Consider the following 26,701-nt stretch of genomic DNA (forward strand, 5'->3'; position numbering starts at 1 on the left):
TTGCATATGCGTCGATTTTAGTTGAACTAAAATCAGACGTATTCTAGCGTTTGCCTATGAAGCTTGCGGATTGGCTCGACAGGAACGGAATCACGCGCGTGGCGTTCGCGCGGCGCATCGGTGTGACGCCGGGCGCGGTGACGCAGCTTTGCAACAACCCGGCCGGCTGGCTCTCGCGCGAGACGGCCGAACTCGTTCTGCGCGAGACGCGCGGAGCCGTGACGCCGAACGACTTTCTCGGCAGCCACGGCGCTCAGGAGAATATGATGACCCAGTCGGTTACAGAAGCCATTGAGGCCTTTGCGCGTGGCGACATTGTCGTTGTCACCGATGACGACGATCGCGAAAACGAAGGCGATCTGATCTGCGCCGCCTCCCTGTGTACGCCGGAGAAGATGGCCTTCATCATCCGCCACACTTGCGGCATCGTCTGCGCCCCGCTGTCGCTGGAGGAAGCGCGCCGGCTGCGGCTGGAGCCCATGGTGGCCTCCAACGACGCGCCGCTCGGCACCGCGTTCACCGTCTCCGTGGACGCGCGTCACGGGCTCACCACCGGCATTTCCGCCGAGCAGCGCTCCAACACCGTGCGCGCGCTCGCCAACAACAACATGGGGCCGAACGATTTCGTCCGTCCGGGGCATGTCTTTCCGCTCATCGCCCGCGACGGCGGCGTGCTGATGCGCTCCGGCCATACCGAGGCGGCGGTGGACCTGTGCCGCCTCGCCGGCCTGCCGCCTGTCGGCACGATCTGCGAACTCGCCAACGACGACGGCACGGTGATGAAGGGCGCGCAGATCGAGGCCTTTGCCCGCGAACACAACCTGAAGCGCATCTCCGTCGCCGATCTCATCGCCTTTCGCCAGGCGCGGGAGAAGCTGGTTGAGCGTGTCAGTACCTTCCCCGTGCAGACGGATATCGGCGAGATGACCGGCTATGCCTACATCACGCCTTTCGACGACGTGCAGCACTTCGCCTTTGTCTACGGCGGCATTGGCGACGGGCGCGGCGTGCCCGCGCGGCTGCATCGGGCGGACGTCATCGGCGACATTTTCGGCGGCAAGCTGCTGCACCGGGCGCTGGACTATTTCCGTCAGCAGGGAAGGGGCGTGCTCGTCTACCTGCGCGACGGCACCGCCGGCGTGCCGGTGAAGCGGCCGGACGTGCTGGAGGGAACGGAGGCGCAGCGCGCGCAGCAATGGCACGAAGTGGGCCTCGGCGCGCAGATCCTGCGAGACCTCGGCGTCACCTCCATCGACAACGTCACCTCGACGCAACGCGGCTACGTCGGGTTGTCCGGCTTCGGCATCACCATCGACCGCAGCGTCGCGCTGGACAAGTGACGTCTCCGCCGCGCGGCCGCGGCACGAGCGGCGCCGTCATCCCCGCATCAGGGTGGTGACGTGCGCCGCGACTGACCGCGAGAGGCCGACGAGATCGTATCCGCCTTCCAGAATCGATACGACCCGCCCGCCGCAGCGCCGGTCCGCGAGGTCGAGCACCATGCGGGTGGCGATCGCGAAATCCGCTTCCGTCAGGTTGATGTTGGCGAGCGGATCGCGCCAGTGGGCATCGAAGCCGGCCGAAATGATGATGAGGTCCGGAGCAAACGAATCGATGCGCGGCAGGACTGCGATATCCAGTGCCTCCCGGAAGACGGGGCTGCCGTCGCCGGCGTGCAGCGGCACGTTGACGATGTTCTCGTACTCGCCGCGTTCGTTCTCGGCGCCGGTGCCGGGGAAGAGCGGCATCTCATGGATCGATGCATAGAGCACATTCTTGTCGGCCCAGAAGATGTCCTGCGTGCCGTTGCCGTGATGCACGTCCCAGTCCAGAATCGCCACCCGCTCGATGCCGTGCTCCTTCATCGCGTAGCGCGCCGCGACGGCGGCGTTGTTGAACAGGCAGAAGCCCATCGGCTTGTCGCGCTCGGCGTGGTGGCCGGGCGGACGGATGGCGCAGAAAGCGTTGTCGACCTTGCGCGTCATGACCTCGTCGACGGCGTACCGGCAGGCGCCGAGCGCGCGCATGGCCGCGTTCCACGATCCCGGCGACAGAACCGTATCATCGGCGATGCTGACGATGTCCTCGCGCGGCAACGCCTCGTAGATGTCGCGCACATAGTCTTCCGGATGGGCGAGCAGGGCCAGGGTTTCGTCCCCGCGCGGCGCGGCCTCGCGCAGCAGGCCGGAGAAAACCTCCTGCTCCAGCGCCCTTTCGACAACCACGAGCCGGTCCGCCCTTTCGGGATGGCCAAGCTGCGTCTGGTGGTCGAGACAGTCCGGGTGGGAGAGATACAGCGTATTCAATGAACGTTTCCTGCCCTGCGGCGTCCGGGCCGGATTCAGGCAAAGCGCTGATTCCCGGACGCATCATTGTTCTTTCAGGCCGGGGTGATTTTCCACGAATCGTTATCCCGTCCTATCCTTTTGTTTTTACAGCATATTTTCCGGAAGGCGGCATCCGCTTTCCGGAACCGTGAGCGAGAGCGGCGGAGAGAAAACTACAGTGGCGCCGTCGCTCTATCTCTTTGTTTTTTCACCCAATCCAGCCAGGAGACAGCATCCGTTTCCCGGTCTGGTATTCTAGAGCATAACCATTTTCCCGGCGGCGGCACGTCTTTTTTAGCCGGCACGCGCGGCCGGGCGGCGGGATAGCCGGAGAAGCGCCGGATTGTCCTCTGAATTCATGCTGTTGCCGTCAATCTGTTAACCATTTTCGACATGGTTAAACAGCACAATAGACGTGGTGAATCTGATACATGCTGAGCCCGGAATCGGGCACTCCGGCGGTGAGCTGTTGCGCAGCCACCGGACGGATCGCCGGGGGAACCGGTTCGCGTGTGTCTGGCCCGGTCGCTGTGTTTTGTCTGGGGCGCGATCCCGGAACGGGATGCCATTTCCGGGACAGGTCGCGTCCGTTCATATGGATGGGTCGGGGCGGCGCTTCAGCGGAAGTCGTCCCGATCTGGAGGGGAAGAGGCGGGCGCTTCGACGTCCATCGCACTTTCATGCCGGCGCTCGCCATGGAACCGTTCCGTGGCGCGGGGCCTTATGATCCGTGAAGGTGCGAAGGGACGGGGAACCGTGCCGGCCGTTTTGAGCTTGCGGAAGGACAACGAATGGTGAGGTCCAGGATTGTGCAATGGAAGCGCGTGCTGCTGATGCTGGTGGCGGGCATCGGTCTGGCGCTGGCGGGCTGCACTTACAAAAGCACGCCCGATCCCTCCGTTTCCGGGCGGGACGCGGAGTGGATGGCGCAGATGCCGAATGCGGACGTCGGTCTGGAGTTCGAGCGTTATCTCATCGACGACCCCACTGGCGAAGCGCCGGGCACCATCGTCGTGGACCAGAAGAAGAAGCTGCTTTACTACGTGCTGCCGGACAAGAAGGCGATGCGCTACGGCGTTGCCGTTGGCGACGAGGCATATGGCTGGACGGGCGAGGCGACGATCCGGCGCAAGGCCGAATGGCCGAACTGGAATCCGCCTGCCGAGATGGTCAAGCGCTGGCCCCATGTCCACCCGGTGAGCGGCGGCCCGCTCAATCCGCTGGGCGCGCGGGCGCTCTATCTCTATGACGCGCAGGGCCGCGATACGCTGTACAGGATTCACGGCACCAACGAGCCGGAGAAGATCGGACGCGCGGTGTCCTCCGGCTGCATCCGCATGCGTAACATCGACGTGATCGATCTGTACAACCGCGTCGATCCTGGCGCCCGCGTGGTCGTCAAGTAACGGATGAAGGCGGCATCGGCGCCGCTTGCCGGCGCCGATGGTTCGTGGCTGCGTCAGCTATAGTGGGGCTGGCGCAGGAAGACGGGCAGATCGTGGGCGGCTTTTGCCGTGTCGCGGCTCCCCTGCGCGCGGCGGGTCGCCGCCGCGAGGGCGGGGATGCCGAGCGCCCGGAAGGGCGGGGGCAGACGCTTGCCGGTCGGCTCGATGGCCGCGCGCTGCGCCTGAACTGCGGCCGTGTCATGGATGGCGGTCGTGTCGGGTTGGTACTGCTTGGCGGTCATGATACTCACACAACGATGCTGGAACCGGGATGCCGGAGTTGGGGTTAGGCGGAACGCTGCCGCAGGATGCTGGCGGAACGCGCCGACACACTAGCGATGACGAATGATAGCGACGGAGTATTGACCGGTGCATGGCAAACTCGTGGCATCCCGCCGGGCCGGCGGGAATTTTTGCGAGTGTTGCTAATGAATGATTAAGTTCTGTCGCGCACATGTTGACCCGGTGCGCCCGGATATCGTGATCCGGTGATCGCTTCAGGCCGGTGGAACATGCGACGTCTCGTTGTCGAAGAACCCGTCAGCCGCGCCGCTGTCGCTGGCCGGCGCGTCGGGCTGTTCAGCCTGCCGGTGCTGGCCGCCGGCGTCGTGCTGCTGCGGCTCGGGCTTGTGGACCTCGGCGCGGGGCTCGCCGTCATCGGCGCGGCCGCGCTGCTGGCCGCCACCGCGGCGGCGCTCGCGGTCGCCGCCTTCGTCCAGATCTGGCGCGAGGGCCGCCGGGGCCTCGGGGAAGCCATCCACGCGCTGCTGATCGCCGCCGTGGTGCTTGCCTATCCCGGTTTTCTGGCCGTCCGCCTGCTGCTGATGCCCTATTACGCCGACCTGTCGACGGATACGACGCGCCCGCCAGCCTTCTCGCGCACCACGGCCGCCGTGGACGCGCGCGGCGGATACGTCCCCGGCGCCGCGATGCCGGCGGGCGGCGGGACGTGGCCCGGCGTCGCCCTGCCGTTTCCGGACAAGGCGGTGCTGCGGCAGTTGCAGCGGCGGCAGCATCCCGATTTCGCCCCCCGCAGCAGCGATCTGGCTGCCGACGTGGTCTTCGCGCGCGTGCAGCAGATGGCGGCGGCGGAGGGGTGGCGAATCATCGATTCGGCCCCGCCGGGAGGGCGCTTCGGCACGGGTCATCTGGACGCGCTGCTATACACGGGAGTGCTGAAGCTGCCCGTCGACGTGACGGTGCGGCTGCGCATTCACGCCGACGGCACCACCATCGACGTGCGCTCCGTGCCGCGCTATCCACTGTTCGACGTGGGCACCGGCCCGCAGCCCATCGAACGTTTTCTCGAAAGGGTGGACCCGGAAGAAGGCGTCGCCCGGGGGTGAGGGTGCCGGCCCGGCCGGGCTGCTACCGCCGCCGCAGGAAACGCCCGCCGAGGTGCGCCGGCCCTTCGGATTCCACCTGCCCTTCGGCGATGAGGCTTTCGATGTGCGCGAAGACGGAACGTGCCGCGCCGTCGCGCAGTTCCGGTGCGAGGCCGGTGTAGAGCTTGTCCACGATCTCGCCGATGCGGCCGTCTCCCGCCTCGATCCGCGCCAGAATCGCCGCCTCGCGCTGCCGGCGGTGATGGAGGAGGGCGCGCACGTAGCGGCGCGGGTCGCGCACCGGCCCGCCGTGGCCCGGCCAGTAGATGCGATCCTCCCGCATGCGCAGGCTCTCCAGCGAGGCCATGTAAGCGGCCATGGAGCCATCGGGCGGCGCGATCAGCGTCGTCGACCACGCCATCACATGGTCGCCGGAGAACAGCGCGCCGGTTTCCTCCAGCGCGAAGGCGAGATGATTGGCCGTATGGCCGGGCGTGGCGACAGCGATGAGCGTCCAGCCCTCGCCGGAGAGCCGCTCGCCGTCGGCCAGCACGCGGTCGGGGGTGTAGGTAAGGTCGGCGGCGGCCTCGATCTCCTCGGCCTCGCCCGGTGCGCGCGCGGCGAAGTGCGGCGCGCAGCCCGTCACCTCGGCCCCCGTCGCGGCCTGCAGAGCGGCAAGGCCCGCCGTGTGGTCGAAGTGTGTATGGGTGACGACGATCCGCGACACCCGCTCGCCCTTCACCGTGTCGAGCAGGCGGGCGAGATGGGCGGGATCGTCGGGGCCGGGGTCGATGATGGCGACATCGCCCTCGCCGACGATGTAGGTGCAGGTACCGGTATAGGTGTAGGCGCTGGCGTTCGGCGCGATCACCCGGCGCACGAGCGGCTCGGGTCGCGAAACCTGCCCCGCGACAGCGCTGTCGTCTCGCTCGAAGGGTATGTCTGACATGGGATGCTCACTTGTCGGGATGGTCGCGCCGAGGGAGGCCCGCCTCGCGGCGCCGGTTCGGCCATCCGGCGCCTCCTGTTGCACGGCAGCATAGCATAACCGGCGGGCGCGGGCAGATCCGCCATGCTGCGGGCGTTCAGAACCCCAAACAAAATCTCGCGGCATCCCCAGTCCGGAGGTTTGTCAGGGCTTCTTGGTCTCGTCCGGATTGCCGGCCGGAGCCTGCGCGCATGTGTCACGAATAACAACCAAGTCATTCAAAAACGCAACTGAAAGTTGCATATTGCGCGAGGTCGTGTATATAAACGACGGGTCAAACGACAAATTTCGCAATTTTTCGGTCGTTGACGCAATTTATGCGCTTTTCACCGTCATTATCAATATCGGGTGCCGCGGCGTTCATGTCGACCAACGGACACTGGTTCACTGAGCCTGTCATGTTGGTTTCACTAGAAATCTTGAGAAAGTGACGAATATGGACATCGACGTAAAACAAAAGTATATCGACGGAAGACGTGATCGTATACTGTTGACAACGGATGGCCCGGGGGTTGATGCAAGCGCTATTGAAACCATACGGTGCGTCAATTCCGCGGAATTCAACAAGGCATGTGGATCGGTAGTGTCTGCGACCGCCAGTCCGGACGATCATTCGTTCAGGGCGGACATCGGGCTGACGCCACAACTGTCCGCTGTTGCCGCGACGTGCGGCGAGCAGATACGCCATGTCGCCGGGGAGCGGGACATGCGCGAACCGGCCGTGATCCTGCTGTTCCGGCGCGCCGGCGGCATGACGCTGCGGGTCGGCGGCAAGCTGACGCCTCTCGACGTGGCGATCGTCAGCTCCGATACCGACTTCGCCATCCGTGCGGGCGACGTGCATGCGCCCTGTTCCATCGGCTGGATCAGCCTGACGGGCACGTCCGCTCTCGCGGCTCGCATGCGGCAGCCGGTGGTCGTGCCTCACACTGCTGCCGCGCCGGCAGATGACGGCGCCAGCCAGGCTGATGCGGGCACGGTGCTGCGGCAGGTCGGTGGCTCCGTTCTCGCGGCGCTGGCGCACGGCAATCCGGCGCCCGGCGCGGATGTGGCACATCTTGCGGCGCAACTGGCCGGCCTGATCGGCGAGGTGCTGGAGAATTGCGAGAGGACCGGGCGGCAGGCAACGGGAGAGGCCGGTCAGGCCGCGGACGGAGACAGGGACGACCGCGACATCATCGCCGCCGTGCAGCGCTATCTGCGCCAGCATGCGCGCGACGCAGACCTGACGCCCGCCCGCCTTGCGCGCCATTGCGCGGTTTCGGTCCGCAAGCTCTATAATGCCTTCGCGGAGGCCGATCTTTCGCTGCACGGCGCGGTGCTGAGCCACCGGCTGGAAGAGGCGCGCCGCCAGTTGAGCGCCCCCGGCGCGAAGAAGGTCACGTCGATTGCCTTCGACTCCGGCTTCAAGGACATATCGACGTTCTACCGGAATTTCCGCCGCGAATTCGGCTACTCGCCGCGCGGCTCCGTGGCGCCTTCGCCGATACAGCGGAGGGCCGCGCCGGATCGCGGCACGGCGCGGCCGGCGGCGGAACCGGCGGGCCGAATCGGCGCGCGGCGCGATGAGGAGGGGGAAACCGTTCCCTTGCCGCGCGAAATGCTGTTCAGGCGTCGCGCTCCCCGTCGCGCCGTCCGCTGCCACCCGATGCCGGAGGGCCGCCGTTTCACCGAATAGGGACCCGTTCCGCCCCCGGTTACTCCATGCCGAAAAGTCTGAAGCGGCGCAGCAGCCATTTCTCGATTTCAAGTACGATCATGATGGCGATGCCCAGCAGAACGAGCAGGCCGCCGTCCTGCCAGGTGACGGGCCGCGTGTCGAAGGCCGCCTGCATGAACGGCGCATAGGTGAAGATGAACTGTCCCAGCGCCACGGCGCCGACGGCGGCGAGCACCGCCCGGGTGCCGAGCGCTCCCCGCAATGTAAAGGAGGAGGTGTTCAGATAGCGCACGTTGAACAGATAGAATGTGTCGAGTATGACCAGCGCGTTGACGCACAAGGTGCGTGTCAGGGCGAGATCGTCGCCGCGCGACAGGCTGTAGAAATAGACGGCGAGCAGCGCGATCAGGAACAGGACGGAAACCAGAAGCACTCGCCAGAGCATGAACGGCGACAGCAGTCCCGCACGGGCATCGCGCGGCCTGCGCGCCATCACGCCCGGCTCGGCCGGCTCGAACGCCAGCGCAAGTCCCAGCGTGCCCGCCGTGATGAGGTTGAGCCACAGGATCTGCGCCGGCGTCAGCGGCATGGCGAGGCCGGCCGCGATGGCGAAGACAACGGCGAGGAGTTCGCCGCCGTTGGTGGGCAGCGTCCAGGCGATCATCTTGCGAATGTTGTCGTAGACCGTGCGTCCCTCCGAAACGGCGGCGACGATGGAGGCGAAGTTGTCGTCGAGCAGCACGACCTGCGCGGCCTCCTTGGCGGCCTCTGTGCCCTTGCGGCCCATGGCGATGCCGACGTCGGCCTGCCGCAGGGAGGGCGCGTCGTTGACGCCGTCGCCCGTCATGGCGACAACGGCGCCCGTCGTCTGCAGGGCCTTGACGATGCGCAGCTTGTGCTGCGGGCTCGTCCGCGCGAAAACGTCGGTGCGTGCGGCGAGCGCCGGCAGTTCGTCGTCTGACAGGGCCTCGACATCCGCGCCGGTCGCCACGGCCGGGGTCGGCGAGAGACCAAGCTGCCGGGCGATCGCGGCGGCGGTGGCGGCATGGTCGCCCGTGATCATCTTCACCGCGATGCCGGCGGTGTGGCACTCGCGGATGGCGGCAACGGCCTCGTCACGCGGCGGGTCGATGAAGCCGGTGAGGCCGATGAACACCAGCCCGTCGCGCAGGTCGTCGAACGTGAGGCGGGAGGCGAGCTTCGGCAGCGGGCGGAAGGCGAAGCCGAGCACACGCTCGCCATGCGCCGCTGCCTTGGCGATTTCCTCGTGCCAGTAGTCAGCGTCCATGGCCGCGCGGACGTCGTGCCCGGTTCCGTCGCCGGCCATCTGGCTGGTGCACACCTCGATCAGCCGCTCGGGTGCGCCCTTGACGAAGATGATGCCTCCCCCGCCGGGGGCGTGGTGCAGTGTGGCCATGAAGCGGTGGCCGGAATCGAACGGGATCTCGTCCAGGCGCTCCCACGTACCGCGCTCCTGCGAAGGGTCGAGGTCGGCCTTGCGGGCGAGCGTCAGCAGCGCGCCCTCCATCGGGTCGCCGTCGACGATCCAGCGGCCGTCGCGCCAGTGAAGTTGCGCGTCGTTGCACAGCGCCCCGGCGAGCAGGAGCCGCCCGACAGGGTCTGTCGCGGCAGGGTGCACGGCCTCGCCGTGGAGCGTGGCGATGCCGCCCTCCGGCGCATAGCCCGCGCCCGCGACGCGCAGAAAGCCTTCGGCGGTGATGATGCTGCGCACCGTCATCTCGTTGCGGGTCAGCGTGCCGGTCTTGTCGGAGCAGATGACGGAGGTCGCGCCGAGCGTCTCGACGGCTGGCAGCCTGCGGATCACGGCGTTGCGCGCGGCCATGCGCCGCACGCCGATGGCGAGCGTGATGGTGATCACGGCCGGCAGCCCTTCCGGCACCACACCCACGGCCAGCGCCACCACGGCAATGAGCGCATCGGCCCAGCCGAAGCTGCGAGCATGGACGGCGAAGAAGAACAGCACCACGCCGCAGGCCAGCGCCAGCAGCGTGAAACGTCGCGCGAATTCGTTGATCTGGCGCAGCAGGGGGGTCGACATCGGCTCGACATTGGCGAGCAGCGTCGAGATGTGGCCGATCTCGGTGGCGGTGCCTGTCGCCACGACGATGCCCGTACCCTGTCCCGCGGCGACCATGGTGCCGGAGAAGGCGAGGCTGGTGCGGTCGCCCAGCGGCGCGTCGGGGGCGGCGGGTGCATTATGCTTTTCGGCGGCGACCGATTCGCCCGTCAGGATCGCTTCGTCGATCAGCAGGTTGCGCGCGTGCGTCAGGCGCAGGTCGGCTGGCACCCGGTCGCCTGCCTCCAGCAGCACGATGTCGCCCGGCACGAGTTCATCCGCCGGGACGCTGGTGCGCGCGCCGCCGCGGATGACGTTGGCGCGGGGCGAGATCATGTCCCGGATGGCGCCGAGCGCCGCCTCCGCCTTGCCCTCCTGCACGAAGCCCACGACAGCGTTGACCACCACCACCGCCAGAATCACCGCCGCGTCGATCATATGGCCGAGCACGAGGGCCGCGACCGCTCCCGCCAGCAGGACGTAGATCAGCACGTTGTCGAACTGGGCCAGAAAGCGCAGGATGGGGTTGCGGCGCGGCGGCTTCGGCAGCCGGTTGAAGCCGTGAATGCCGCGCCGGCGGCGAACCTGCGCGTCGTCGAGGCCGTCCTCGCCGACCTCCAGTTCCCTGCGGACCGCCTCGGCCGGCAGGGCGTGCCACTGGGGCGCGGGATCGGCGGGGGCTGCTGGCGGTATGGCGTTCATGAAACCTCGTCGGCGTCGATGGGGAGCGGCGGAAGGCTAACGTGTACTGCTAACGTGTATCGCTTACGCCGCAATGTTCATGCCAGGATATCGCAACGTCGCCGCAGGCGGATGAACGGGAGATGACAAAGCGGCGCAAGGCGGGCTGACGATGGCGGTTGCCCTCGGGCGCCGGAATACTCTATTAGCGTCGGGCGGCATGCCTGACGCGCCTTGCCGCGTTCAAGGTGCTTTTCAATGCGCGCGCTGTCGCGCCCGGACCGGGACAAAATGTCGCTACGTATCGTTTTCATGGGCACGCCGGATTTCGCCGTTCCCACACTCGCCGAGATCGTCGGGCAGGGGCACGAGGTCGTCGCCGTCTATACGCGCGCGCCGGCGAAGCGCGGCCGGGGCCTTGCCGAGCAGCCCTCGCCGGTGCACGCCATGGCGGACAGGTTCGGCTTTCCCGTGTTCACGCCGCGCACACTGCGCGATCCGGAGGCCATCGAGACCTTCCGGTCGCTGGAGGCAGACGTGGCGGTCGTGGTGGCCTACGGCATGATCCTGCCTCAGGAGGTGCTCGATGCGCCCGCGATAGGCTGCCTCAACCTGCACGCCTCGCTGCTGCCGCGCTGGCGAGGGGCGGCGCCCATCCAGCGGGCGGTGATGGCGGGCGATGCGGAGACGGGCGTCGCGGTGATGAAGATGGAGGCTGGCCTCGACACCGGCCCTGTCGGCATGCTGGAGCGCGTCGCCATCGGCCCGGACGAGACGGCGGGCGAACTGCACGACCGTCTGTCCCGCCTTGGCGCGGACCTCATGGCGCGCGCGCTCGCCGCCCTGTCGCGCGGGGCGCTCGGCTTTGTGCCGCAGCCGGAGGAGGGCGTGGCCTACGCCAGCAAGATCACCAACGAGGAAGCGCGTATCGACTGGTCCTGGCCGGCGAAGAAGGTGCACGACCACGTGCGCGGCCTCTCGCCTTTCCCCGGCGCGTTCGTGCTCGCCGACCTCGGGCGCGGCGCGGAGCGGCTCAAGGTGCTGCGCACCGCCGTCGCCGGGGGGGCCGGCGATCCCGGCACCTTGTTGGATGACGAATTGACCGTCGCCTGCGGCGAGGGCGCCGTGCGCCTGTTGCAGGTGCAGCGTGCGGGCAAGGGCGTCGTTACGGCGGCCGATTTCCTCAACGGCGTTTCCCTGCACAAGGGCGCTGTCCTCTCCGCATCGGCGGATGACGGAAAGCCCGACTGAATGCCGCGTTACAGGCTGATCGTGGAATATGACGGCACGCCCTATGTCGGTTGGCAATGGCAGGACAACGGGCGGGCGGTTCAGCAGGCGGTGGAGGAGGCGATCGCCGCCTGCACGAATGAGCGTATGCGCGTGCAATGCGCCGGGCGCACGGACGCGGGCGTGCATGCCACGCATCAGGTGGTGCATGTCGATCTGGCGCGCGATTGGCGCGCCGACCGGCTGCGGGACGCCGTCAACGCGCATCTGAAGCTGCAAGGAGATACGGTGGCCGTGGTTGCCGCCGATGCCGTCGACGAGGCGTTCGACGCGCGTCATTCCGCCATCCGGCGTCACTACCTCTACCGCATCCTGAACCGCCGCCCCCAGCCGGCTTTGGAGCGCAACCGCGTCTGGCACGTGCCGCGGCAGCTCGACGCGCCGGCCATGCATGAGGCGGCGCAACGCCTTGTGGGCAAACACGATTTCACGACATTCCGCGCAGCCGATTGTCAGGCAGCGAGCCCTCTCCGCACGCTGGAGCGGCTCGATGTGGAACGCACGGGCGACGAGATCCGCATCTTCGCCGCCGCCCGTTCATTCCTGCACCATCAGGTGCGCTCGATGGCGGGCACGCTCGAACTCGTGGGCGCGGGAAAATGGACGCCGGACGACGTGACCGACGCGCTCGAAGCCCGCCAGCGCGCCCGCTGTGGCACGATGGCGCCAGCGTGCGGGCTTTATCTGATCGGCGTGGATTATCCGTGAGGGCCAGGGGGCGGCTAGAGCGCGTTCCGATCAGATGGAAGCATCTGATCGATCAGAATTCGCTCAAAATAAGGAATTTAGAATCTGTCTTGTTTCAACTTAAACAGGACAGATTCTAAGGTCCGAAATAGCGCTCCAGCGCACCGCGGTAGATGGCGGTGAGGCTGGCCAGATCGTCGACCGCCACGAACTCGTCCACCTGATGCATGGTGCCGCCAACGGGGCCAAACTCCACCACGGGGCAACAAGCCTGGATGAAGCGCGCGTCGGAGGTGCCGCCCGTCGTGGAAAGCGCCGGCCTGCGGCCCGTCACCGCTTCGACGGCGGCACTCACGATGTCGACGAACGGGCCGGGGTTGGTGAGGAAGGCGACCGCGTTGCTGTAATCGAAGGTGAGGCTTACCTCGGCGTCGCCCTCGCGCCGAGCGCGGGCGAGGCGCCCTTCGATCTCGGCCTTCAGGCTGTCCAGCGTCCAGCGGTCATTGAAGCGGACGTTGAACACCGCCTTCGCCTCGCCGGGGATGAGGTTGGTGGCCGGGTTGCCGACGTCGACGGTCGTGACTTCCAGATTGGACGGATCGAAATGCGCGGTGCCATCGTCAAGCGCCGGCCCGGTGAGGGCTTCTAGCGCGCGCAGCAGCGTTGGCAGCGGATTCAGGGCAAGGTGCGGATAGCCGACATGGCCTTGCCGCCCCGTCACGGTCAGCCGCCCGGTGAGAGAGCCGCGCCGGCCGATCTTGATCATGTCGCCGAGGCTCGCGGGATTGGTCGGCTCGCCCAGGATGCAGTGCGAAAACTGCTCGCCGCGCGCCTTCGCCCATTCCAGCAGCTTCACCGTGCCGTTGACGGCCGGGCCTTCCTCGTCCCCCGTCAGAAGGAAGGCGATGGAGCCGCCGAATGACGGATGGGCGGCGATGAAATCGGTCGCTGCCGTCACCATCGCCGCGACGCCGCCCTTCATGTCGCACGCGCCGCGCCCGTAGAGGCGGCCGTCCACGATCTCGCCGGCGAAGGGATCGTGCCGCCAGCGCGCGATATCGCCCGTCGGCACCACATCCGTATGCCCGGCGAAGACGAGCAGCGGCGCGCCCGTGCCGTAGCGGGCGTAAAGGTTGTCGACGTCCGGCGTGCCGGGGGCGGAGAAGGCCACCCGCTCCACGGAAAAGCCGGCGGCGGCGAGGTGGGAGGCGAGCAGCGTGAGCGCGCCGCCCTCCGCCGGCGTGACGGAGGGGCAGCGGATCAGATCCTGCGCGAGCAGGACGGCGGGGTGGATCGCGGCGTCGGACATCGGGAACTCAGTCGCGCAGCAGGTCGTTGATGCTCGTCTTGGCGCGCGTCTGCGCGTCGACGCGCTTGACGATCACCGCCGCGTAGAGGGAGGGGCCGGGCGTGCCGTCGGGCAGGGGCTTGCCGGGCAGACTGCCGGGCACCACCACGGAATAGGGCGGTACCTCGCCGCGGAAGATTTCGCCGGTCTCGCGGTCGATGATCTTTGTCGAGGCGCTGATGAACACGCCCATCGACAGCACCGCGCCCTCGCGGACAATTACGCCCTCGACCACCTCGGACCGGGCGCCGATGAAGCAATCGTCCTCGATGATGACGGGGTTCGCCTGCAGCGGCTCCAGCACGCCGCCGATGCCGACGCCGCCGGACAGATGCACGTTCCTGCCGATCTGCGCGCAGGAGCCGACAGTCGCCCAGGTGTCGACCATCGTGCCCTCGCCCACATAGGCGCCGAGATTGACGAAGGAAGGCATCAGCACGACGCCGGGCGCGATATGGGCGCCGTAGCGCACCGTGACGTTCGGCACCGCGCGGAAGCCGGCCTCGCGGAAGGTCGGCGCATCCCAGCCGGCGAACTTCGAGGGCACCTTGTCCCACCACACGGCGCCGCCGGGGCCGCCTTCGATGACGTGCATATCGTTGAGGCGGAAGGAAAGCAGCACCGCCTTCTTCAGCCACTGGTTGACGCGCCACGCGCCGTCGACCTTCTCGGCCACCCGCGCCCGCCCACTGTCGAGCAGGCGCAGCGCCTCCTCCACGCCGTCGCGAATCTCGCCGGCGGTGGCGACGGAGATTTCGGCCCGCTTTTCCCAGGCGCTGTCGATGATGGAGGCGATGGCGTCGTATGTCATGGTTATCCGTGTTCTCGTTGCGGCACGGTCGGGAGCGTGCATCGAAAACGCAAATTTGCCCGCCGCCGCCCGCCTGTCAATGGCCGACGACAGGATCTGGCCACAGGCGGGACCGGGCACGATCTCGCGGAACGGCATGCCGGAATCTCAGCCCCTCGCGGGGCTACCCTCGGCATAGCCTCTCTGTCGATGCTGCCGGCGTTTTTCTCGATCGCCGGTAGGAGGGAAGAGCTGCCGATTACTCGGTAACCGGCAGATCGCTTTCCACGGTTTTCTTGCGGGTGCGCGTCGCCCGCAGCTTGCGCACGGGGGCGGCGGCCTCTTCTTCGCCCACGCTGCCTTCCTCCACACTGGTGACCGCTACGGCCGTGGTGCGGCGGCGGCGGGTGCGCGGCGCGGGCGCCTCGGCGGGCTCTTCCGCGGCGGTGACGGGAGCAGGCGGCGCCGGCTCCGGCGCAGCAACGGCGACCGGCGCGGCAGCCGCCACATCGGCAGTCTGGTCGCGGGGAGCGGCTTCGGGCGCCTCATCGGCGGTGCGGGGGCGCGCGACAACAGGCTGCTCGTCGGTCTCGACAGCCGTGGTGCGCACCGGCGTGGTCAGGAAAGCGGGCAGGGAAGGCTGGCGGGCCGCGCCGGCATCCTCGGCGGGTTGCTGCGCATAGCCGTTGATGTTTTCCTCGCGCCTGCGGCGGAAGCGTTCGCGGCGGTCCTGCCGTTCGCTCCTGTCGTGCGCTCCGCGCTCCTGCTGGGCGCCATCCTGCGTGCGGTCCTGTCCCCGGCCGGACCTTTCGGTGCGTTCGCGCTGGGGAACGGGCTGGCCCTCGTCATCGAAGGCGGCAAGACGCGAGTCAGTCTGACGCTGGCCGCCCTGTCGCTGGTCGGAGGTGCGCGTATCGGGCTGGGGCGAGCCGTAGTCCTGCACGCCATAGCCGTAGCCGCCGTCCTCGCCCGCATCCTCCTGATCGTCGTCGAAGGGACGCGGGAAACCGAAGTTCTGCTGATATTGCGCCTGGGCGGCGAGAATGATGCGCAGGTAGTGTTCCGCGTGCTGGAGATAGTTCTCCGCCGCCACCGGATCGCCGGCGACGTGCGCGTCACGCGACAACTGCGTGTATTTCTCGGCGATGTGCTGAGCCGTGCCCCGCACCTTCACGTCCGGCCCATTTGACTCGAACGTTTTCGTCAGCGGGTTGGGAGCCTTGCGGTTGCGGTTGCGCATGCGTCTGTTTTGACCTGGTCTCATCGACTATCTCATTGGGAGCTGTAACTGGGGGACGTCACGTCCCCGCTGCTATCCGGTGGGCCGCGGAAATGCCGATCGCTCGCTGCATCGGTTACTCGTCCGTAACGCCGGTACTTCAACCCTCGCGCTCATGCGGCAAGGGCACCTGGTTGCCCCCGTCGCGCAAGGGCGGCAAAAGGCCTTTGGTTCGTTAATGTTCTTATATCCTCGATACCGCTTTCCAGAATCCGCGCACGCCCGCAAGCATGCGCTCCGGCGATGTCCGGCCCGGCGCGCGGGATGCCACGCAATTCAACAACACGGCGAAATCCGCGACCGCCCGCACGCGCCCTCGGCGGGAAGGCGCGCTGCGACAGTCGAAAACAGCCGGATACGTCGATGGATCACACGAAATCCCGATCTGCTGGAATCATCCATTACGATAGATGCGATCAGTTCAACAGATTGTGCGAAAAGCTGCCCGGAACCTGCACGCAGTGGAGGCGTCCCAGGTAATACAGTCAACAGCCAAGCCTGATTCACGCTTCGACACTACCGGCTTACCCCTGTCCCGCCAAGCGTTTTTTGTCTGGAAAGTATCAAGCAGCCTCATCTTTCATATTAATGTGGCAACAATGACGCGCTCGATTCCAGACAGGTCGGCGAGCGGCGGGCGGGCGGACAGCCCCTGCGCCCGCGCTATATCCGCAACGGACGCCGCCTGTCCACGGCCGAATTCCACGATGACGGCGCCATCCGCGCGCAAGAGCCGGCGCGCATCGGCGAATATCTGCCGGTAGGCATCAAGCCCATCGGCACCGCCATCGAGCGCGAGATGTGGATCGTAATCCCTTACATCGGGTTCCAGCCCTTCCACGTCAAGGGTCTCGATGTAGGGCGGGTTGGAAAGGATCATGTCCGCGCTGCTGTCGGCCAGCGCCGATCCCCACGATCCCGCGATGATCGACAGGCGCTCCGCGACGCCGTTGCGGCGGGCGTTGTCGCGGGCGACCCGCGCGGCATCGGGAGCGAGATCGACGGCGATACCGCGCGCCGCCGGCAGTTCGTGTGCCACCGCGACGGCGATGCAGCCGGAGCCGGTGCCGAGATCGACAAAGGTGACGGGCGAATCGCCACGCGCCGCGGCGATTCGCCCGTGTTCGGCGACGGCCGCCTCGACGACGAATTCCGTCTCCGGGCGCGGCACGAGCGTGGCCGGGGAGAGGGTGAACGGCAGGCCCCAGAATTCCCATTGCCCGAGAATGCGCGCCACCGGCTCGCGGGCGCGGCGGCGGCGCGCCATCGCCGCAAGGCGCGCGAGCGCGGCGTCGCCGAGCGGCGCGTCGGGCCAGGCATAGAGATCGGCCGTCGACAGATTCGCCGCCGCCTTCAGCAGAATGCGCGCGTCGAGGGCGGCGGTGTCGATGCCCGCTTCCCGCAGGTCTGCGGTCAGCCGCTTCAGGGCCTGCGCGCGGGAGGTCGGCTGCGTCATCGGCCGGCGATCATGCCTGCGCCGCGAGCTGTTCGGCCTGATGCTCGGCGATCAGGGCATCGAGCAGCTGGTCGAGGCCGGTGCCCATCATCACCTCGTCCAGCTTGTAGAGGGTGAGGTTGATGCGGTGGTCCGTGACGCGCCCCTGCGGGAAGTTATAGGTGCGGATGCGCTCGGAGCGGTCGCCCGAGCCCACCTGCAGCTTGCGGTCCTGCGCGCGCTCGGCATCCTTGCGGCTGCGCTCGGCATCATAGAGACGGGCGCGCAGCATGGACATGGCCTTGGCGCGGTTGCGGTGCTGGGAGCGCTCCTCCTGCACCAACACCACGGTGTTGGTGGGGATATGCGTGATGCGGATGGCCGATTCGGTCTTGTTGACGTGCTGGCCGCCCGCGCCGCCGGAGCGCATGGTCTCGATGCGCAGGTCCGATTCGTCGATGGCGACATCCACCTCCTCCGCCTCCGGCAGCACGGCGACCGTGGCGGCGGAGGTGTGGATGCGGCCGGACGCCTCCGTATCCGGCACGCGCTGCACGCGATGCGTGCCGGATTCGAACTTCAGGCGCGCGAACACACCCCGGCCCGTCACCTCCGCGACCACTTCCTTGTAGCCGCCGGCCGTGCCGGGGCTCTCGGACAGAATCTCGACCGACCAGCCCTTCGTGGCGGCATAGCGCGTGTACATGCGCAGCAGGTCTCCCGCGAACAGCGCGGCCTCGTCGCCGCCCGTGCCGCCACGGATTTCAAGGATGGCGCTCTTCTCGTCGGCGCTGTCCTTCGGCAGCAGCATGATCGTCAGCGTGCGCGCGGCTTCCGCAAGTTGCGCCATGGCTGCCGGGCGCTCGTCCGCCGCGAAGGCGCGCATCTCCCGGTCCGTCTTCGGGTCGCCGATGAGCGAATCGATCTCCGCGAGGTCGCTCTCCGCCGTCTTGAAGGTGCGGATCGCCTCCACGACGGGGTCTAGCTCCGACAGCTCCCGCGACAGCGAAACGAACGTGTCGGAATCGGCACCGGCCGCCAGCGTCGCCGTCAGCACGGCGTGGCGGTCGAGAATGGCGGCGAGCCGGTCGGCGGGAGGGGTGATGATGTCGGTCATGAATATCTTGTCGGGGAAATGGATGCGGCAGCGTGGAACCGCAAGGGCGGCGGCGCGAAACGGAGACGCGCTACACCGGAATCCCCCGCGCGGCTGCAAAGCCCGCCAGCGCCTGGCGCAGCGTGCCCCGGTCGCCCGCCGTCGCCAGCAGTCGGTTCATCTCCGCCGTGATGGCGCCCGTGTCGAGCGACAGCAGCATGGCCTTCACCGGGCCGATGGAGGCCGGTGACATGGAAAGCGACCGGTAGCCGAGGCCGATGAGCGCCATCGCCTCCAGCGGCTTGCCGCCGATCTCGCCGCACAGCGTCACCGGCGTGTTGCCGGCACTGGCGCTGTCGTGAATGACCTTCAGCGCGCGCAGCAGCGGCGTGCTGAGCGGGTCGAAGCGCTCGGCCACCTGCCGGTTCTCGCGGTCGGCGGCGAACAGGAACTGCATCAGGTCGTTGGAGCCGACGGAGAGAAAGTCCGCGACCCGCACCAGTTCCTCGATCTGGAACACCAGCGAGGGCACCTCCACCATCACGCCCACGGCGATGGAGGAGGGCTCGACATGGCCGTGCTTGCGCAGGTAGGACAGCTCGCGCGTGACGATGGCCTTCGCGCGATTGAACTCCTCGACGGTGGCGACCATCGGGAACATCACTTTCAGCGCCCGCCCGCTGCAAGCCTTCAGCAGCGCGCGCACCTGCGCCCGCAGCAGGCCGGGCCGGTCGAGGCCAATGCGGATGGCGCGCCAGCCCAGCGCCGGATTCTCCTCCTCCACCGCCTGCATGTAGGGCAGTACCTTGTCGCCGCCGATATCCAGCGTGCGGAAGGTCACCGGCGCGCCGTTCAGTTCGTCGAGCACCTGCCGGTAGAGTGCCTCCTGCTCGCTGGTGGAGGGCATGCGCTCGGCGATCATGAACTGCAGTTCCGTGCGGAACAGGCCGACGCCGTCGGCATTCGTCTCCGACACGTGCGGCAGGTCGACGAGCAGGCCGGCGTTGAGATTGAGCGATATCCGCTCGCCGTCGAGTGTCAGCGCGGGCAGGTCGCGCAGGCTGCGGTACTGCTCCTGCCGCTTGGCGCGCAGCCGCGCCTTCTCGGCGTAGGCGGACTGGACGTCGGGCTGGGGACGCACCTGCACGTCGCCCGCCGAACCGTCGACGATGACGGCATCGCCCGCCTCCAGCATGCCGGCGATGCCGGCGATCTCGCTGACGGTGGGGATGCCGAGCGCGCGCGCGACGATCGCGATATGGCTCGCCGGACCGCCTTCCTCCAGCACGAGGCCGCGCAGGCGCGAGCGGTCGTAGTCGAGCAGCGCCGCCGGCCCCATGGAGCGCGCCACCAGGATGGCGTTCTCCGGCAGTTCCTCGCGCGAGGCGCCGAAATGCTCGCCGGCGAGCGCATGCAGCAGGCGGTCGGACAATTCGTCGAGATCATGCAGCCGGTCGCGCAGATAGGGGTCCGTCTGGCGCAGCATGCGCGCGCGCACGTCCGACTGCACGCGCTCGACGGCGGCCTCGGCCGTGAGGCCGGTGCCCACGACCTCGCGCACGCGCCTGATCCAGCCCTGATCGTTCGCGAACATGCGCACCGTCTCCAGCACGTCGCGGTGCTCGCCATGATGGGCGACGTCGCCGCGCTCCACCAGCCGGTCGATGGTCTCGCGCACTGCAGCGACGCCCTTGTCGATGCGTGCGAGTTCGTGCGCCGGATCGTCCGCGAGAAGATTGTTCACCACGACGCGCGGCTCGTGCAGCACCGCGTGGCCGAGCCCCACGCCGTCTGCCAGCGAAACGCCGCGCAGGTGCAGGGAGCGGCGCACGGCGATGTCGGCGCCCGGTTTCGCCAGCGCCTGCAGCTCGCCGGAGGCGATCATCTCCGCGAGCACCATGGCCGTGGTCTGCAGCGCCTCGATCTCTTCTTCCGTATAGTTGCGCTGGGCGCGGTTCTGGACGACGAGAACGCCGAGCGTGTTGCCGGCGCGCAGGATGGGAACGCCAAGGAAGCTGCGGTACACTTCCTCCCCGGTTTCCGGCTTGTAGGAATAAGCGGGGTGGAGCTGCGCGTCCGCCAGCGCGAGCGGTTCAGCGTCGCGGGCGATGGTGCCGACGATGCCCTCGCCGAGGCGCATGGTCGTCATGTGGACGGCCTCGGGATTGAGGCCCTCCGTGGCGTAAAGCTCCAGCGTGCCGTCGATGCGCAGCACGTAGACCGAGCACACCTCCGCGACCATGTTGGAGGCAATAACGACCACGATCCGGTCCAGCCGCTCCTGCGCACTGACCGGTTCCGCCATGACCTCGCGCAGACGACGCAACAGCAATCGTGGGCTCCCCAACGCTCCCCGCATCAGCCCGTTCCCGAAAAGCCGCTCCCTGTCGCGGGGCGGCACCACACCGGCCCGAAACCGCGACTCACGACGCAGCTCCCCGGCAGCCCATGTGCGGGGTATAACCAAGCTTCATGCAACATCGCAAGCGTCAACGCCCAAAAGAATGATGCGGATTGCAGTTGTGCAATGCAACATTGACCTCTCCAGGACGTCACGCGCGTTTGTCGCACGCAATCGTGCACGTCACACGACAACGGCGCAATCCGCCGCCGGCCCGTTCAGCTTGCGGCCTTCGTTTCCGCCTCGGGCTTCCTGTCGAGTCCGTAGAGCGCGTGGAGCGTGCGCACGGCAAGCTCCGTATATTCGGCATCGATCAGCACCGAGAACTTGATCTCCGATGTGGTGATCGCACGGATGTTGATGCCCTTGTCCGCCAGGGCGCGGAAGGCGCGCGCGGCGACGCCCGCATGGCTGCGCATGCCGATGCCGATGGCGGAAATCTTCACAACGTCGGTTGCGCCCTGCAGGGAGGTGAAGCCGATGGTGGCGCGGTGGTCCTCCAGGATCTGGCGCGCCCGCTCATAGCTGGAGGCCGGAACGGTGAAGGTGATGTCGGTTGTCGTCGTGTCGTCGGAAACGACCTGGATGATCATATCGACATTGATATTGGCATCCGCCAGCGGGCCGAAGATCGCCGCGGCGATGCCCGGATGGTCTGCAACGCGCCGCAGCGTGATCTGTGCTTCGTCTCGCGAGAAGGCGATGCCGGTCACGACCTGTTGTTCCAATATATCCTCCTCATCGCAAATCAGGGTGCCGGGCCGGGGCGCGGCCGGATCGTCGAAACTGGAACGCACGAAGGTGCGCACCTTGTAGAGCATGGCGAGTTCCACCGAGCGCACCTGCAGCACTTTCGCGCCGAGCGAGGCCATTTCGAGCATTTCCTCGAAGGAGACGCGGTCGAGCCGGCTGGCGTGGGGCACCACGCGCGGGTCGGTGGTGTAGACGCCGTCGACGTCCGTGTAGATATCGCACCGGTCGGCGTTGATGGCGGCGGCGACGGCCACCGCGCTCGTATCCGAGCCGCCGCGCCCGAGCGTCGTGATGCGCCCGGTCTGCTGGTGAATGCCCTGGAAGCCTGCGATCACCGCGATCTGGTTATTCTTCTCGAACGCCTCGATAAGCGGCGCGCCGTCCATGCCGGTGATGCGGGCGGCGCCGTGGGCGCCGTCGGTCAGGATCGGAATCTGCCAGCCGAGCCACGAGCGCGCATCGAGCCCCATGGATTGCAGCGTGATTGCCAGGAGGCCGGCCGTGATCTGCTCGCCCGACGCGACCACTGCGTCATATTCGCGCGCGTCGTGCAGGGCGGAGGCCTCGCGGCACCACCCCACCAGTTCGTTGGTTTTGCCCGACATGGCCGATACGACGACGGCGACCTGATGGCCTGCATCCACCTCGCGTTTTACATGGAGAGCCACGTTGCGGATTCGTTCAATCGTGGCGACGGACGTACCGCCGAACTTCAACACCAGACGGGCCATGATGGAATCGGGTTCGCTTTCCGTTGGCTTGCACCGCCGCAGCGGCCGGGAAAACCGGGACTGAAGGAACTGGCGCCAGATGGAACCGGAGCCTGTGGAACTGGCATTCAACCGCTGAAAACGGCATGAAAGGCGTGTATAGATGCCGGGGGCGGGCCCGCATGTCAATGGCCCGCATACCGGTCGGACGAACGGCGGGTGACGTCTGACGACGCCCGCCCGGCCGGGCGCGGGACAGGGGCTTGCCCGAGATGCAGCAGGAGGACGCGGTGACTGGCACACGACAGACTGAGGCGGGAACGGTCGATCCCGACGAGGTGGCCCGCTTCGAGCGCCTCGCCGGCACATGGTGGGACCCGCGCGGGCCGATGCGTCCGCTTCACCGCTTCAACCCCGTGCGGGTGGGCTACATCCGCGACCTCGCCGCGAATCGCTTCGGGCGCGACATCCGCGCCGATGCCCCGCTGGCCGGGCTTTCGGTGCTCGACATCGGCTGCGGCGGCGGCGTGCTTTCGGAGCCGCTGGCGCGTCTCGGCGCGTCCGTCACCGGGCTCGATCCGGCAGAGAAGAATCTTGCCGTGGCGCGAGCGCACGCGGCGGGGGAGGGGCTCGCCATCGACTACCGCGCGCAGACGGTGGAGAGCGTGGCCGCCAGCGGCGAGCAATTCGATGTCGTGCTCGCCATGGAGGTGGTGGAGCACGTGGCCGATGTCGAGGCTTTCGTCGCCGCGACCTGCGCCGTCGTGCGGCCGGGCGGTCTGCTCGTCATGGCGACCCTGAACCGCACGGCGAAATCCTTCGCGCTCGCCATCGTGGGAGCGGAGTACGTGCTGCGCTGGCTGCCGCGCGGCACGCATGACTGGCGCCGGTTCATCACGCCCGACGAACTTGCCGCCGCCATCTCCCGGCACGGCCTGGCCGTCACGGACCGCACAGGCGTCGTCTATCGGCCGCTGGGCGATACGTGGCAGACGTCGTCCGACCTGTCGGTGAATTATATGCTGGCGGCGGCGCGCGTCTGAGCGGGGCGCGTCTCGCCCGCCGCTTCCTCCGGTGCCAGGGGCACTTCCTGGGCCGCCGCGTTTTCGCGTGCCTTGCGCCGCAGCGCCGCGATGGAGGCGTTGAGTTCCGCCCCGTAGATGAAAATGGCGGCGAGCATATAGAGAAATACCAGCACGATCATGCCCGACGCCAACCCCGCGTAGGTCGAGACATAGTTGCGCGCGAAGCTGTCGAGATAAAGGCCGAAGGCCGTGCCGCCGACGAGCCAGAGAACCAGCGTCACCGCGACCCCCGGCAGCACCGACAGCAGCGTGCGCCGTTCGCCGAGCAGGCGGTCCTTCTTGCGGCGCGCGCGTTCGCTGGGCAGCCACAGATGGCCGACGAAGAGCGCGATCACGATCACCAGCGTCGCCACCGAGAAGCGCGCGGCGAATACGAGGCCGTGCAGAGGCTGGAGCGCGGGCACGTATTCCACCAGCGTGCGCCATAGCAGCGGCCCTAGTACGACGAGGAACGAGAACACGATCAATGCCGCCGCGCCGCCGATCACATAGGCGAACGCCTCAAGCCGCGTCAGCCACCACGGGCGTGTCTCCGTCACGTCATAGGCGCGGTTGAGGCCGATGCGCAGCGCCTCCACCCCGTTCGACGAGAAGTAGAGCGCAAGCAAGGCGCCCACGGTGAGCAGGTCGCCGCGCTTGATGGTGAGCACATGGTGGAGTTCGCGCCCGATCGGCCCTGCGACCTCCTGCGGCCAGGCCTCCAGCATCAGGTCGGTGACGGAATCGGCAAGCCCTTCGGCCTGAAACGTACTGGCGAGCGCGGCGATGAGGATGACGAAGGGAAACAGCGACATCAGCGCCGAGAGCGCGATATGGCTCGCGATGGCCCAGCCATCATGGGCGTCGAAGCGGCGGAACGACATCCAGATCAGCTTTGCAAGGCGGGTCACGATGTCCAAACCGACCCCTCCGCGTGCCAGTAACGGGGATGGACGGCGCCTGCCTAGCGCGATCCATCCCCATCAATAGCATATCCGGAACACGAATATGTGGTGCGCGAGGCGCACCGCTCCGTTATCGCCGCAAGGAAACGGAGGTGGGGAGCGAAGGGCGCCGGATCGGAAATGCCTATTTCGCGGCTTCGGTTCCCGCCGCCTGTGCCGCTGCCTCCGCCGCGTCGTGGATTTTCAGCGTTTCGGTGCGCGGCATCGAGATGATGTTGTAGCCGGAATCCACGTAGTGGATCTCGCCCGTGACACCGGAGGACAGGTCCGAAAGCAGGTATGCCGCCGCACCGCCGATTTCCTCGGTGGTGACGGTGCGCCGCAGGGGCGAGTTGGCCTTCTGGTAGGAATACATCAGCCGCGCGTCGGCGATGCCCGCGCCCGCCAGCGTGCGCACCGGGCCGGCCGAGATGGCGTTGACGCGGATGGAATCCGCGCCGAAATCGTTGGCGAGGTAGCGCACGCTCGCCTCCAGCGCCGCCTTGGCAACACCCATGACATTGTAGTTGGGCATGACGCGGGTAGCGCCGCCGTAGGTCAGCGTCACGATGGAACCGCCCGCCGGCATGATCGCGGCCGCGCGCTTCGTCACCTCGGTGAAGGAGAAGCAGGAGATCAGCATCGTGCGCAGAAAGTTCTCGCGCGTGGTGTCGGCATAGCGGCCCTTCAGCTCGCTCTTGTCCGAGAAGGCGATGGCGTGCACCAGAAAATCGATGCCGCCCCACTGCTCCTTCAGCGCGTCGAACACCGCATCCACGGACGCGAGGTCCTCCACGTCGCACGGCAGGATCACGGTGGAGCCGACCGTTTCCGCAAGCGGCGCCACGCGCTTGTGCAGCGCGTTGCCCTGATAGGTGAAGGCCAGTTCCGCCCCGTGTTCGTGCAGCGTCTTCGCGATGCCCCAGGCAATGGAATGATCGTTCGCGACGCCCATGACGAGGCCGCGTTTTCCCTGCATCAGACCTTTTGTCACTAGCATTCCTCCGCCTCAGGCTTCGAGTCGCTTGAAGACGAGGGTAGCGTTGGTGCCGCCGAAGCCGAACGAGTTCGACAGCACGCAATTGAGCGATACGTCGTCAATGCGCTCGCGGACGATCGGCATGTCCGCGAAGGCGGGGTCCAGTTCCTCGATGTTGGCGCTCTTGCAGATGAAACCGTTGTTGAGCATCAGCAGCGAATAGATCGCCTCCTGCACGCCCGCCGCCCCCAGCGAATGGCCGGTGAGAGACTTGGTGGCGGAGATGGGCGGGCAGGCCTCCCCCGCGCCGAACACGCGCCGGATGGCCTCGATTTCCGGCCCGTCGCCGGCCGGCGTGGACGTGGCGTGCGGATTGATGTAGTCGACCGGCACATTGACGGTGGCGAGCGCCTGCCGCATGCAGCGCTCCGCACCCTCGCCCGAGGGGGCAACCATGTCGTAGCCGTCGGACGTCGCGCCATAGCCGACGATTTCCGCATAGATTTTCGCGCCGCGCGCCCGCGCGTGCTCCAGCTCCTCCAGCACCAGGACGCCGGCGCCGCCGGCGATCACGAAGCCGTCGCGGTGGAGGTCATAGGCGCGGGAGGCGGTCTGCGGCGTGTCGTTGTATTTCGAGGACATGGCGCCCATGGCGTCGAACAGCACGGAGAGCGTCCAGTCGAGTTCCTCGCAGCCGCCCGCGAACATGATGTCCTGCTTGCCGTACTGGATCTGCTCGACGGAGTTGCCGATGCAGTGGCTGGACGTGGCGCAGGCGGACGAGATCGAATAGTTGACGCCCTTGATCTTGAACCAGGTCGCGAGCGTGGCGGAGGCGGTGGAGGACATGGCCTTCGGCACGGCGAAAGGCCCGACGCGCTTGGGGCCCTTGGTGCGGGTGATGTCCGCCGCGTCGACGAGCGTGCGCGCGGAAGGCCCGCCGGAGCCCATGATGATGCCGGTGCGCTCGTTGCTGATGTCGGACGGCTCCAGCCCCGAATCGGCGATGGCCTGATCCATGGCGATGTGGTTCCAGCCCGTGCCGCCGCCGTGGAACCGCATGGCGCGCCTGTCGACATGCTCCTCCGGCCGGATGGTGGGGGCGCCGTGCACGCGGCAGCGGAACCCAAGGTCGGCATAGTCCTGCGCGAAGACGATGCCGGAACGCGCTTCGCGCAGCGAAGCCAGCACTTCCTGCGCGTTGTTGCCGATGGATGAGACGATGCCCATCCCCGTCACCACGACACGTCTCATCGCAAACGTTCCCTCTTTCGCAATATTCGGTTCAGTCAAGTCGTTCGCACGCGGCCAAGGCCCATCCCGGCATCTGCGGGGGAACCTGCGGGCGGTATCCGCCCGCGCCGGCACTTGTCGCAGCATATGGCGCGCGTCGGTGGCGTTGTCCAGCCATCCCGCATCCCG

Annotated in this window: 21 protein-coding genes; 7 read left to right on the forward strand and 14 right to left on the reverse strand. The window is 67.4% G+C overall.

Annotated features, from left to right (window positions below; translation table 11 throughout):
• Positions 1-56: 56 nt before the first annotated feature.
• Complete coding sequence (gene ribB, locus FHS82_RS15850) at positions 57-1,340, forward strand: 3,4-dihydroxy-2-butanone-4-phosphate synthase (protein WP_166954550.1); 1,284 nt, start codon at positions 57-59, stop codon at positions 1,338-1,340.
• A gap of 36 nt (positions 1,341-1,376) precedes the next feature.
• Here ribB and FHS82_RS15855 read toward each other — a convergent pair whose 3' ends face one another.
• On the reverse strand, positions 1,377-2,306 hold the full coding sequence (locus FHS82_RS15855) for a histone deacetylase family protein (protein ID WP_166954552.1): 930 nt from the start codon (positions 2,304-2,306) through the stop codon (positions 1,377-1,379).
• Between the two features lie 812 nt (positions 2,307-3,118).
• Here FHS82_RS15855 and FHS82_RS15865 point away from each other — a divergent pair.
• Positions 3,119-3,733 (forward strand): L,D-transpeptidase, encoded by a 615-nt coding sequence (locus tag FHS82_RS15865; RefSeq protein ID WP_208394282.1) that lies wholly within the window; start codon positions 3,119-3,121, stop codon positions 3,731-3,733.
• Positions 3,734-3,786: 53 nt separating this feature from the next.
• On the opposite strand, the gene FHS82_RS15870 is transcribed toward FHS82_RS15865, so the two are convergent.
• Positions 3,787-4,014, reverse strand: a complete 228-nt coding sequence (locus FHS82_RS15870; RefSeq protein ID WP_166954556.1) for a hypothetical protein — start codon at positions 4,012-4,014, stop codon at positions 3,787-3,789.
• A 270-nt stretch (positions 4,015-4,284) separates the two neighbouring features.
• Between FHS82_RS15870 and FHS82_RS15875 the strand changes: the two genes are divergently transcribed.
• The gene (locus tag FHS82_RS15875) at positions 4,285-5,118 is read left to right on the forward strand and encodes a DUF1499 domain-containing protein (RefSeq protein ID WP_166954558.1); all 834 of its coding nucleotides are present in this window, start codon (positions 4,285-4,287) and stop codon (positions 5,116-5,118) included.
• Positions 5,119-5,140: 22 nt separating this feature from the next.
• Here the strand turns inward: FHS82_RS15875 and FHS82_RS15880 are convergent, their stop codons facing one another.
• Positions 5,141-6,046, reverse strand: coding sequence for an MBL fold metallo-hydrolase (locus FHS82_RS15880; RefSeq protein ID WP_166954560.1), 906 nt, complete (start codon positions 6,044-6,046; stop codon positions 5,141-5,143).
• A 622-nt stretch (positions 6,047-6,668) separates the two neighbouring features.
• Between FHS82_RS15880 and FHS82_RS15885 the strand changes: the two genes are divergently transcribed.
• Entirely contained in the window at positions 6,669-7,763 is a 1,095-nt protein-coding gene (locus FHS82_RS15885) for a helix-turn-helix domain-containing protein (protein WP_166954562.1), read from the forward strand.
• Positions 7,764-7,782: 19 nt separating this feature from the next.
• Here the strand turns inward: FHS82_RS15885 and FHS82_RS15890 are convergent, their stop codons facing one another.
• Entirely contained in the window at positions 7,783-10,524 is a 2,742-nt protein-coding gene (locus FHS82_RS15890; protein ID WP_166954564.1) for an HAD-IC family P-type ATPase, read from the reverse strand.
• A 270-nt stretch (positions 10,525-10,794) separates the two neighbouring features.
• Here FHS82_RS15890 and fmt point away from each other — a divergent pair, with 270 nt between their 5' ends.
• Together fmt and truA are read left to right on the forward strand one after the other, a co-directional pair.
• Positions 10,795-11,754 (forward strand): methionyl-tRNA formyltransferase, encoded by a 960-nt coding sequence (fmt, locus tag FHS82_RS15895; RefSeq protein WP_166954567.1) that lies wholly within the window; start codon positions 10,795-10,797, stop codon positions 11,752-11,754.
• Positions 11,755-12,501, forward strand: a complete 747-nt coding sequence (gene truA / locus FHS82_RS15900) for a tRNA pseudouridine(38-40) synthase TruA (RefSeq protein ID WP_166954570.1) — start codon at positions 11,755-11,757, stop codon at positions 12,499-12,501. It begins immediately after the preceding gene.
• Between the two features lie 115 nt (positions 12,502-12,616).
• Here the strand turns inward: truA and dapE are convergent, their stop codons facing one another.
• The 7 genes from dapE to FHS82_RS15935 all read right to left on the reverse strand — a co-directional run bounded on the left by dapE (position 12,617) and on the right by FHS82_RS15935 (position 22,313).
• Complete coding sequence (dapE, locus tag FHS82_RS15905; RefSeq protein ID WP_166954581.1) at positions 12,617-13,789, reverse strand: succinyl-diaminopimelate desuccinylase; 1,173 nt, start codon at positions 13,787-13,789, stop codon at positions 12,617-12,619.
• A gap of 7 nt (positions 13,790-13,796) precedes the next feature.
• Positions 13,797-14,639 (reverse strand): 2,3,4,5-tetrahydropyridine-2,6-dicarboxylate N-succinyltransferase, encoded by an 843-nt coding sequence (dapD, locus tag FHS82_RS15910; protein ID WP_166954584.1) that lies wholly within the window; start codon positions 14,637-14,639, stop codon positions 13,797-13,799.
• Positions 14,640-14,877: 238 nt separating this feature from the next.
• Positions 14,878-15,882, reverse strand: a complete 1,005-nt coding sequence (locus tag FHS82_RS15915) for a DUF4167 domain-containing protein (RefSeq protein ID WP_166954587.1) — start codon at positions 15,880-15,882, stop codon at positions 14,878-14,880.
• A gap of 595 nt (positions 15,883-16,477) precedes the next feature.
• A complete protein-coding gene (gene prmC / locus FHS82_RS15920; RefSeq protein WP_166954590.1) occupies positions 16,478-17,353 on the reverse strand; it encodes a peptide chain release factor N(5)-glutamine methyltransferase in 876 nt (291 codons plus the stop codon).
• 10 nt (positions 17,354-17,363) lie between these two features.
• Positions 17,364-18,440, reverse strand: a complete 1,077-nt coding sequence (gene prfA, locus FHS82_RS15925; protein WP_166954835.1) for a peptide chain release factor 1 — start codon at positions 18,438-18,440, stop codon at positions 17,364-17,366.
• A gap of 79 nt (positions 18,441-18,519) precedes the next feature.
• Positions 18,520-20,787, reverse strand: coding sequence for a phosphoenolpyruvate--protein phosphotransferase (gene ptsP / locus FHS82_RS15930; RefSeq protein ID WP_166954592.1), 2,268 nt, complete (start codon positions 20,785-20,787; stop codon positions 18,520-18,522).
• Positions 20,788-21,047: 260 nt separating this feature from the next.
• Positions 21,048-22,313: an aspartate kinase gene (locus FHS82_RS15935; protein WP_166954594.1), complete on the reverse strand. Its 1,266-nt coding sequence runs from the start codon at positions 22,311-22,313 to the stop codon at positions 21,048-21,050.
• A 251-nt stretch (positions 22,314-22,564) separates the two neighbouring features.
• On the opposite strand from FHS82_RS15935, the gene ubiG reads away from it, so the two are divergent.
• Positions 22,565-23,335, forward strand: coding sequence for a bifunctional 2-polyprenyl-6-hydroxyphenol methylase/3-demethylubiquinol 3-O-methyltransferase UbiG (gene ubiG / locus FHS82_RS15940; RefSeq protein WP_166954596.1), 771 nt, complete (start codon positions 22,565-22,567; stop codon positions 23,333-23,335).
• On the opposite strand, the gene FHS82_RS15945 is transcribed toward ubiG, so the two are convergent.
• From FHS82_RS15945 to fabB, 3 genes are all read right to left on the reverse strand, one after another.
• Positions 23,308-24,267: a YihY/virulence factor BrkB family protein gene (locus FHS82_RS15945; RefSeq protein WP_343042602.1), complete on the reverse strand. Its 960-nt coding sequence runs from the start codon at positions 24,265-24,267 to the stop codon at positions 23,308-23,310. The two genes, ubiG and FHS82_RS15945, sit on opposite strands and share 28 nt — an antisense overlap.
• 178 nt (positions 24,268-24,445) lie before the next feature.
• Positions 24,446-25,279: an enoyl-ACP reductase FabI gene (gene fabI, locus FHS82_RS15950; protein WP_208394293.1), complete on the reverse strand. Its 834-nt coding sequence runs from the start codon at positions 25,277-25,279 to the stop codon at positions 24,446-24,448.
• A 30-nt stretch (positions 25,280-25,309) separates the two neighbouring features.
• Positions 25,310-26,533: a beta-ketoacyl-ACP synthase I gene (gene fabB, locus FHS82_RS15955; protein WP_166954600.1), complete on the reverse strand. Its 1,224-nt coding sequence runs from the start codon at positions 26,531-26,533 to the stop codon at positions 25,310-25,312.
• Positions 26,534-26,701: the final 168 nt, after the last annotated feature.

It is taken from the genome of Pseudochelatococcus lubricantis, assembly GCF_011762225.1.
GTDB classification, from domain to species: Bacteria; Pseudomonadota; Alphaproteobacteria; order Rhizobiales; family Beijerinckiaceae; genus Pseudochelatococcus; species Pseudochelatococcus lubricantis.

Excerpts from the sequence above, each read along its gene's own strand:
- ptsP (WP_166954592.1), bottom strand. The coding sequence starts at position 20,787 with ATGCGGGGAGCGTTGGGGAGCCCACGATTGCTGTTGCGTCGTCTGCGC.
- FHS82_RS15870 (WP_166954556.1), bottom strand. The coding sequence starts at position 4,014 with ATGACCGCCAAGCAGTACCAACCCGACACGACCGCCATCCATGACACG.
- FHS82_RS15880 (WP_166954560.1), bottom strand. The coding sequence starts at position 6,046 with ATGTCAGACATACCCTTCGAGCGAGACGACAGCGCTGTCGCGGGGCAG.
- dapE (WP_166954581.1), bottom strand. The coding sequence starts at position 13,789 with ATGTCCGACGCCGCGATCCACCCCGCCGTCCTGCTCGCGCAGGATCTG.
- FHS82_RS15890 (WP_166954564.1), bottom strand. The coding sequence starts at position 10,524 with ATGAACGCCATACCGCCAGCAGCCCCCGCCGATCCCGCGCCCCAGTGG.
- prmC (WP_166954590.1), bottom strand. The coding sequence starts at position 17,353 with ATGACGCAGCCGACCTCCCGCGCGCAGGCCCTGAAGCGGCTGACCGCA.
- FHS82_RS15915 (WP_166954587.1), bottom strand. The coding sequence starts at position 15,882 with ATGAGACCAGGTCAAAACAGACGCATGCGCAACCGCAACCGCAAGGCT.
- fmt (WP_166954567.1), top strand. The coding sequence starts at position 10,795 with ATGTCGCTACGTATCGTTTTCATGGGCACGCCGGATTTCGCCGTTCCC.
- FHS82_RS15935 (WP_166954594.1), bottom strand. The coding sequence starts at position 22,313 with ATGGCCCGTCTGGTGTTGAAGTTCGGCGGTACGTCCGTCGCCACGATT.
- ubiG (WP_166954596.1), top strand. The coding sequence starts at position 22,565 with ATGCAGCAGGAGGACGCGGTGACTGGCACACGACAGACTGAGGCGGGA.
- ribB (WP_166954550.1), top strand. The coding sequence starts at position 57 with ATGAAGCTTGCGGATTGGCTCGACAGGAACGGAATCACGCGCGTGGCG.
- fabI (WP_208394293.1), bottom strand. The coding sequence starts at position 25,279 with ATGCAGGGAAAACGCGGCCTCGTCATGGGCGTCGCGAACGATCATTCC.
- FHS82_RS15875 (WP_166954558.1), top strand. The coding sequence starts at position 4,285 with ATGCGACGTCTCGTTGTCGAAGAACCCGTCAGCCGCGCCGCTGTCGCT.
- fabB (WP_166954600.1), bottom strand. The coding sequence starts at position 26,533 with ATGAGACGTGTCGTGGTGACGGGGATGGGCATCGTCTCATCCATCGGC.
- truA (WP_166954570.1), top strand. The coding sequence starts at position 11,755 with ATGCCGCGTTACAGGCTGATCGTGGAATATGACGGCACGCCCTATGTC.
- dapD (WP_166954584.1), bottom strand. The coding sequence starts at position 14,639 with ATGACATACGACGCCATCGCCTCCATCATCGACAGCGCCTGGGAAAAG.
- FHS82_RS15865 (WP_208394282.1), top strand. The coding sequence starts at position 3,119 with ATGGTGAGGTCCAGGATTGTGCAATGGAAGCGCGTGCTGCTGATGCTG.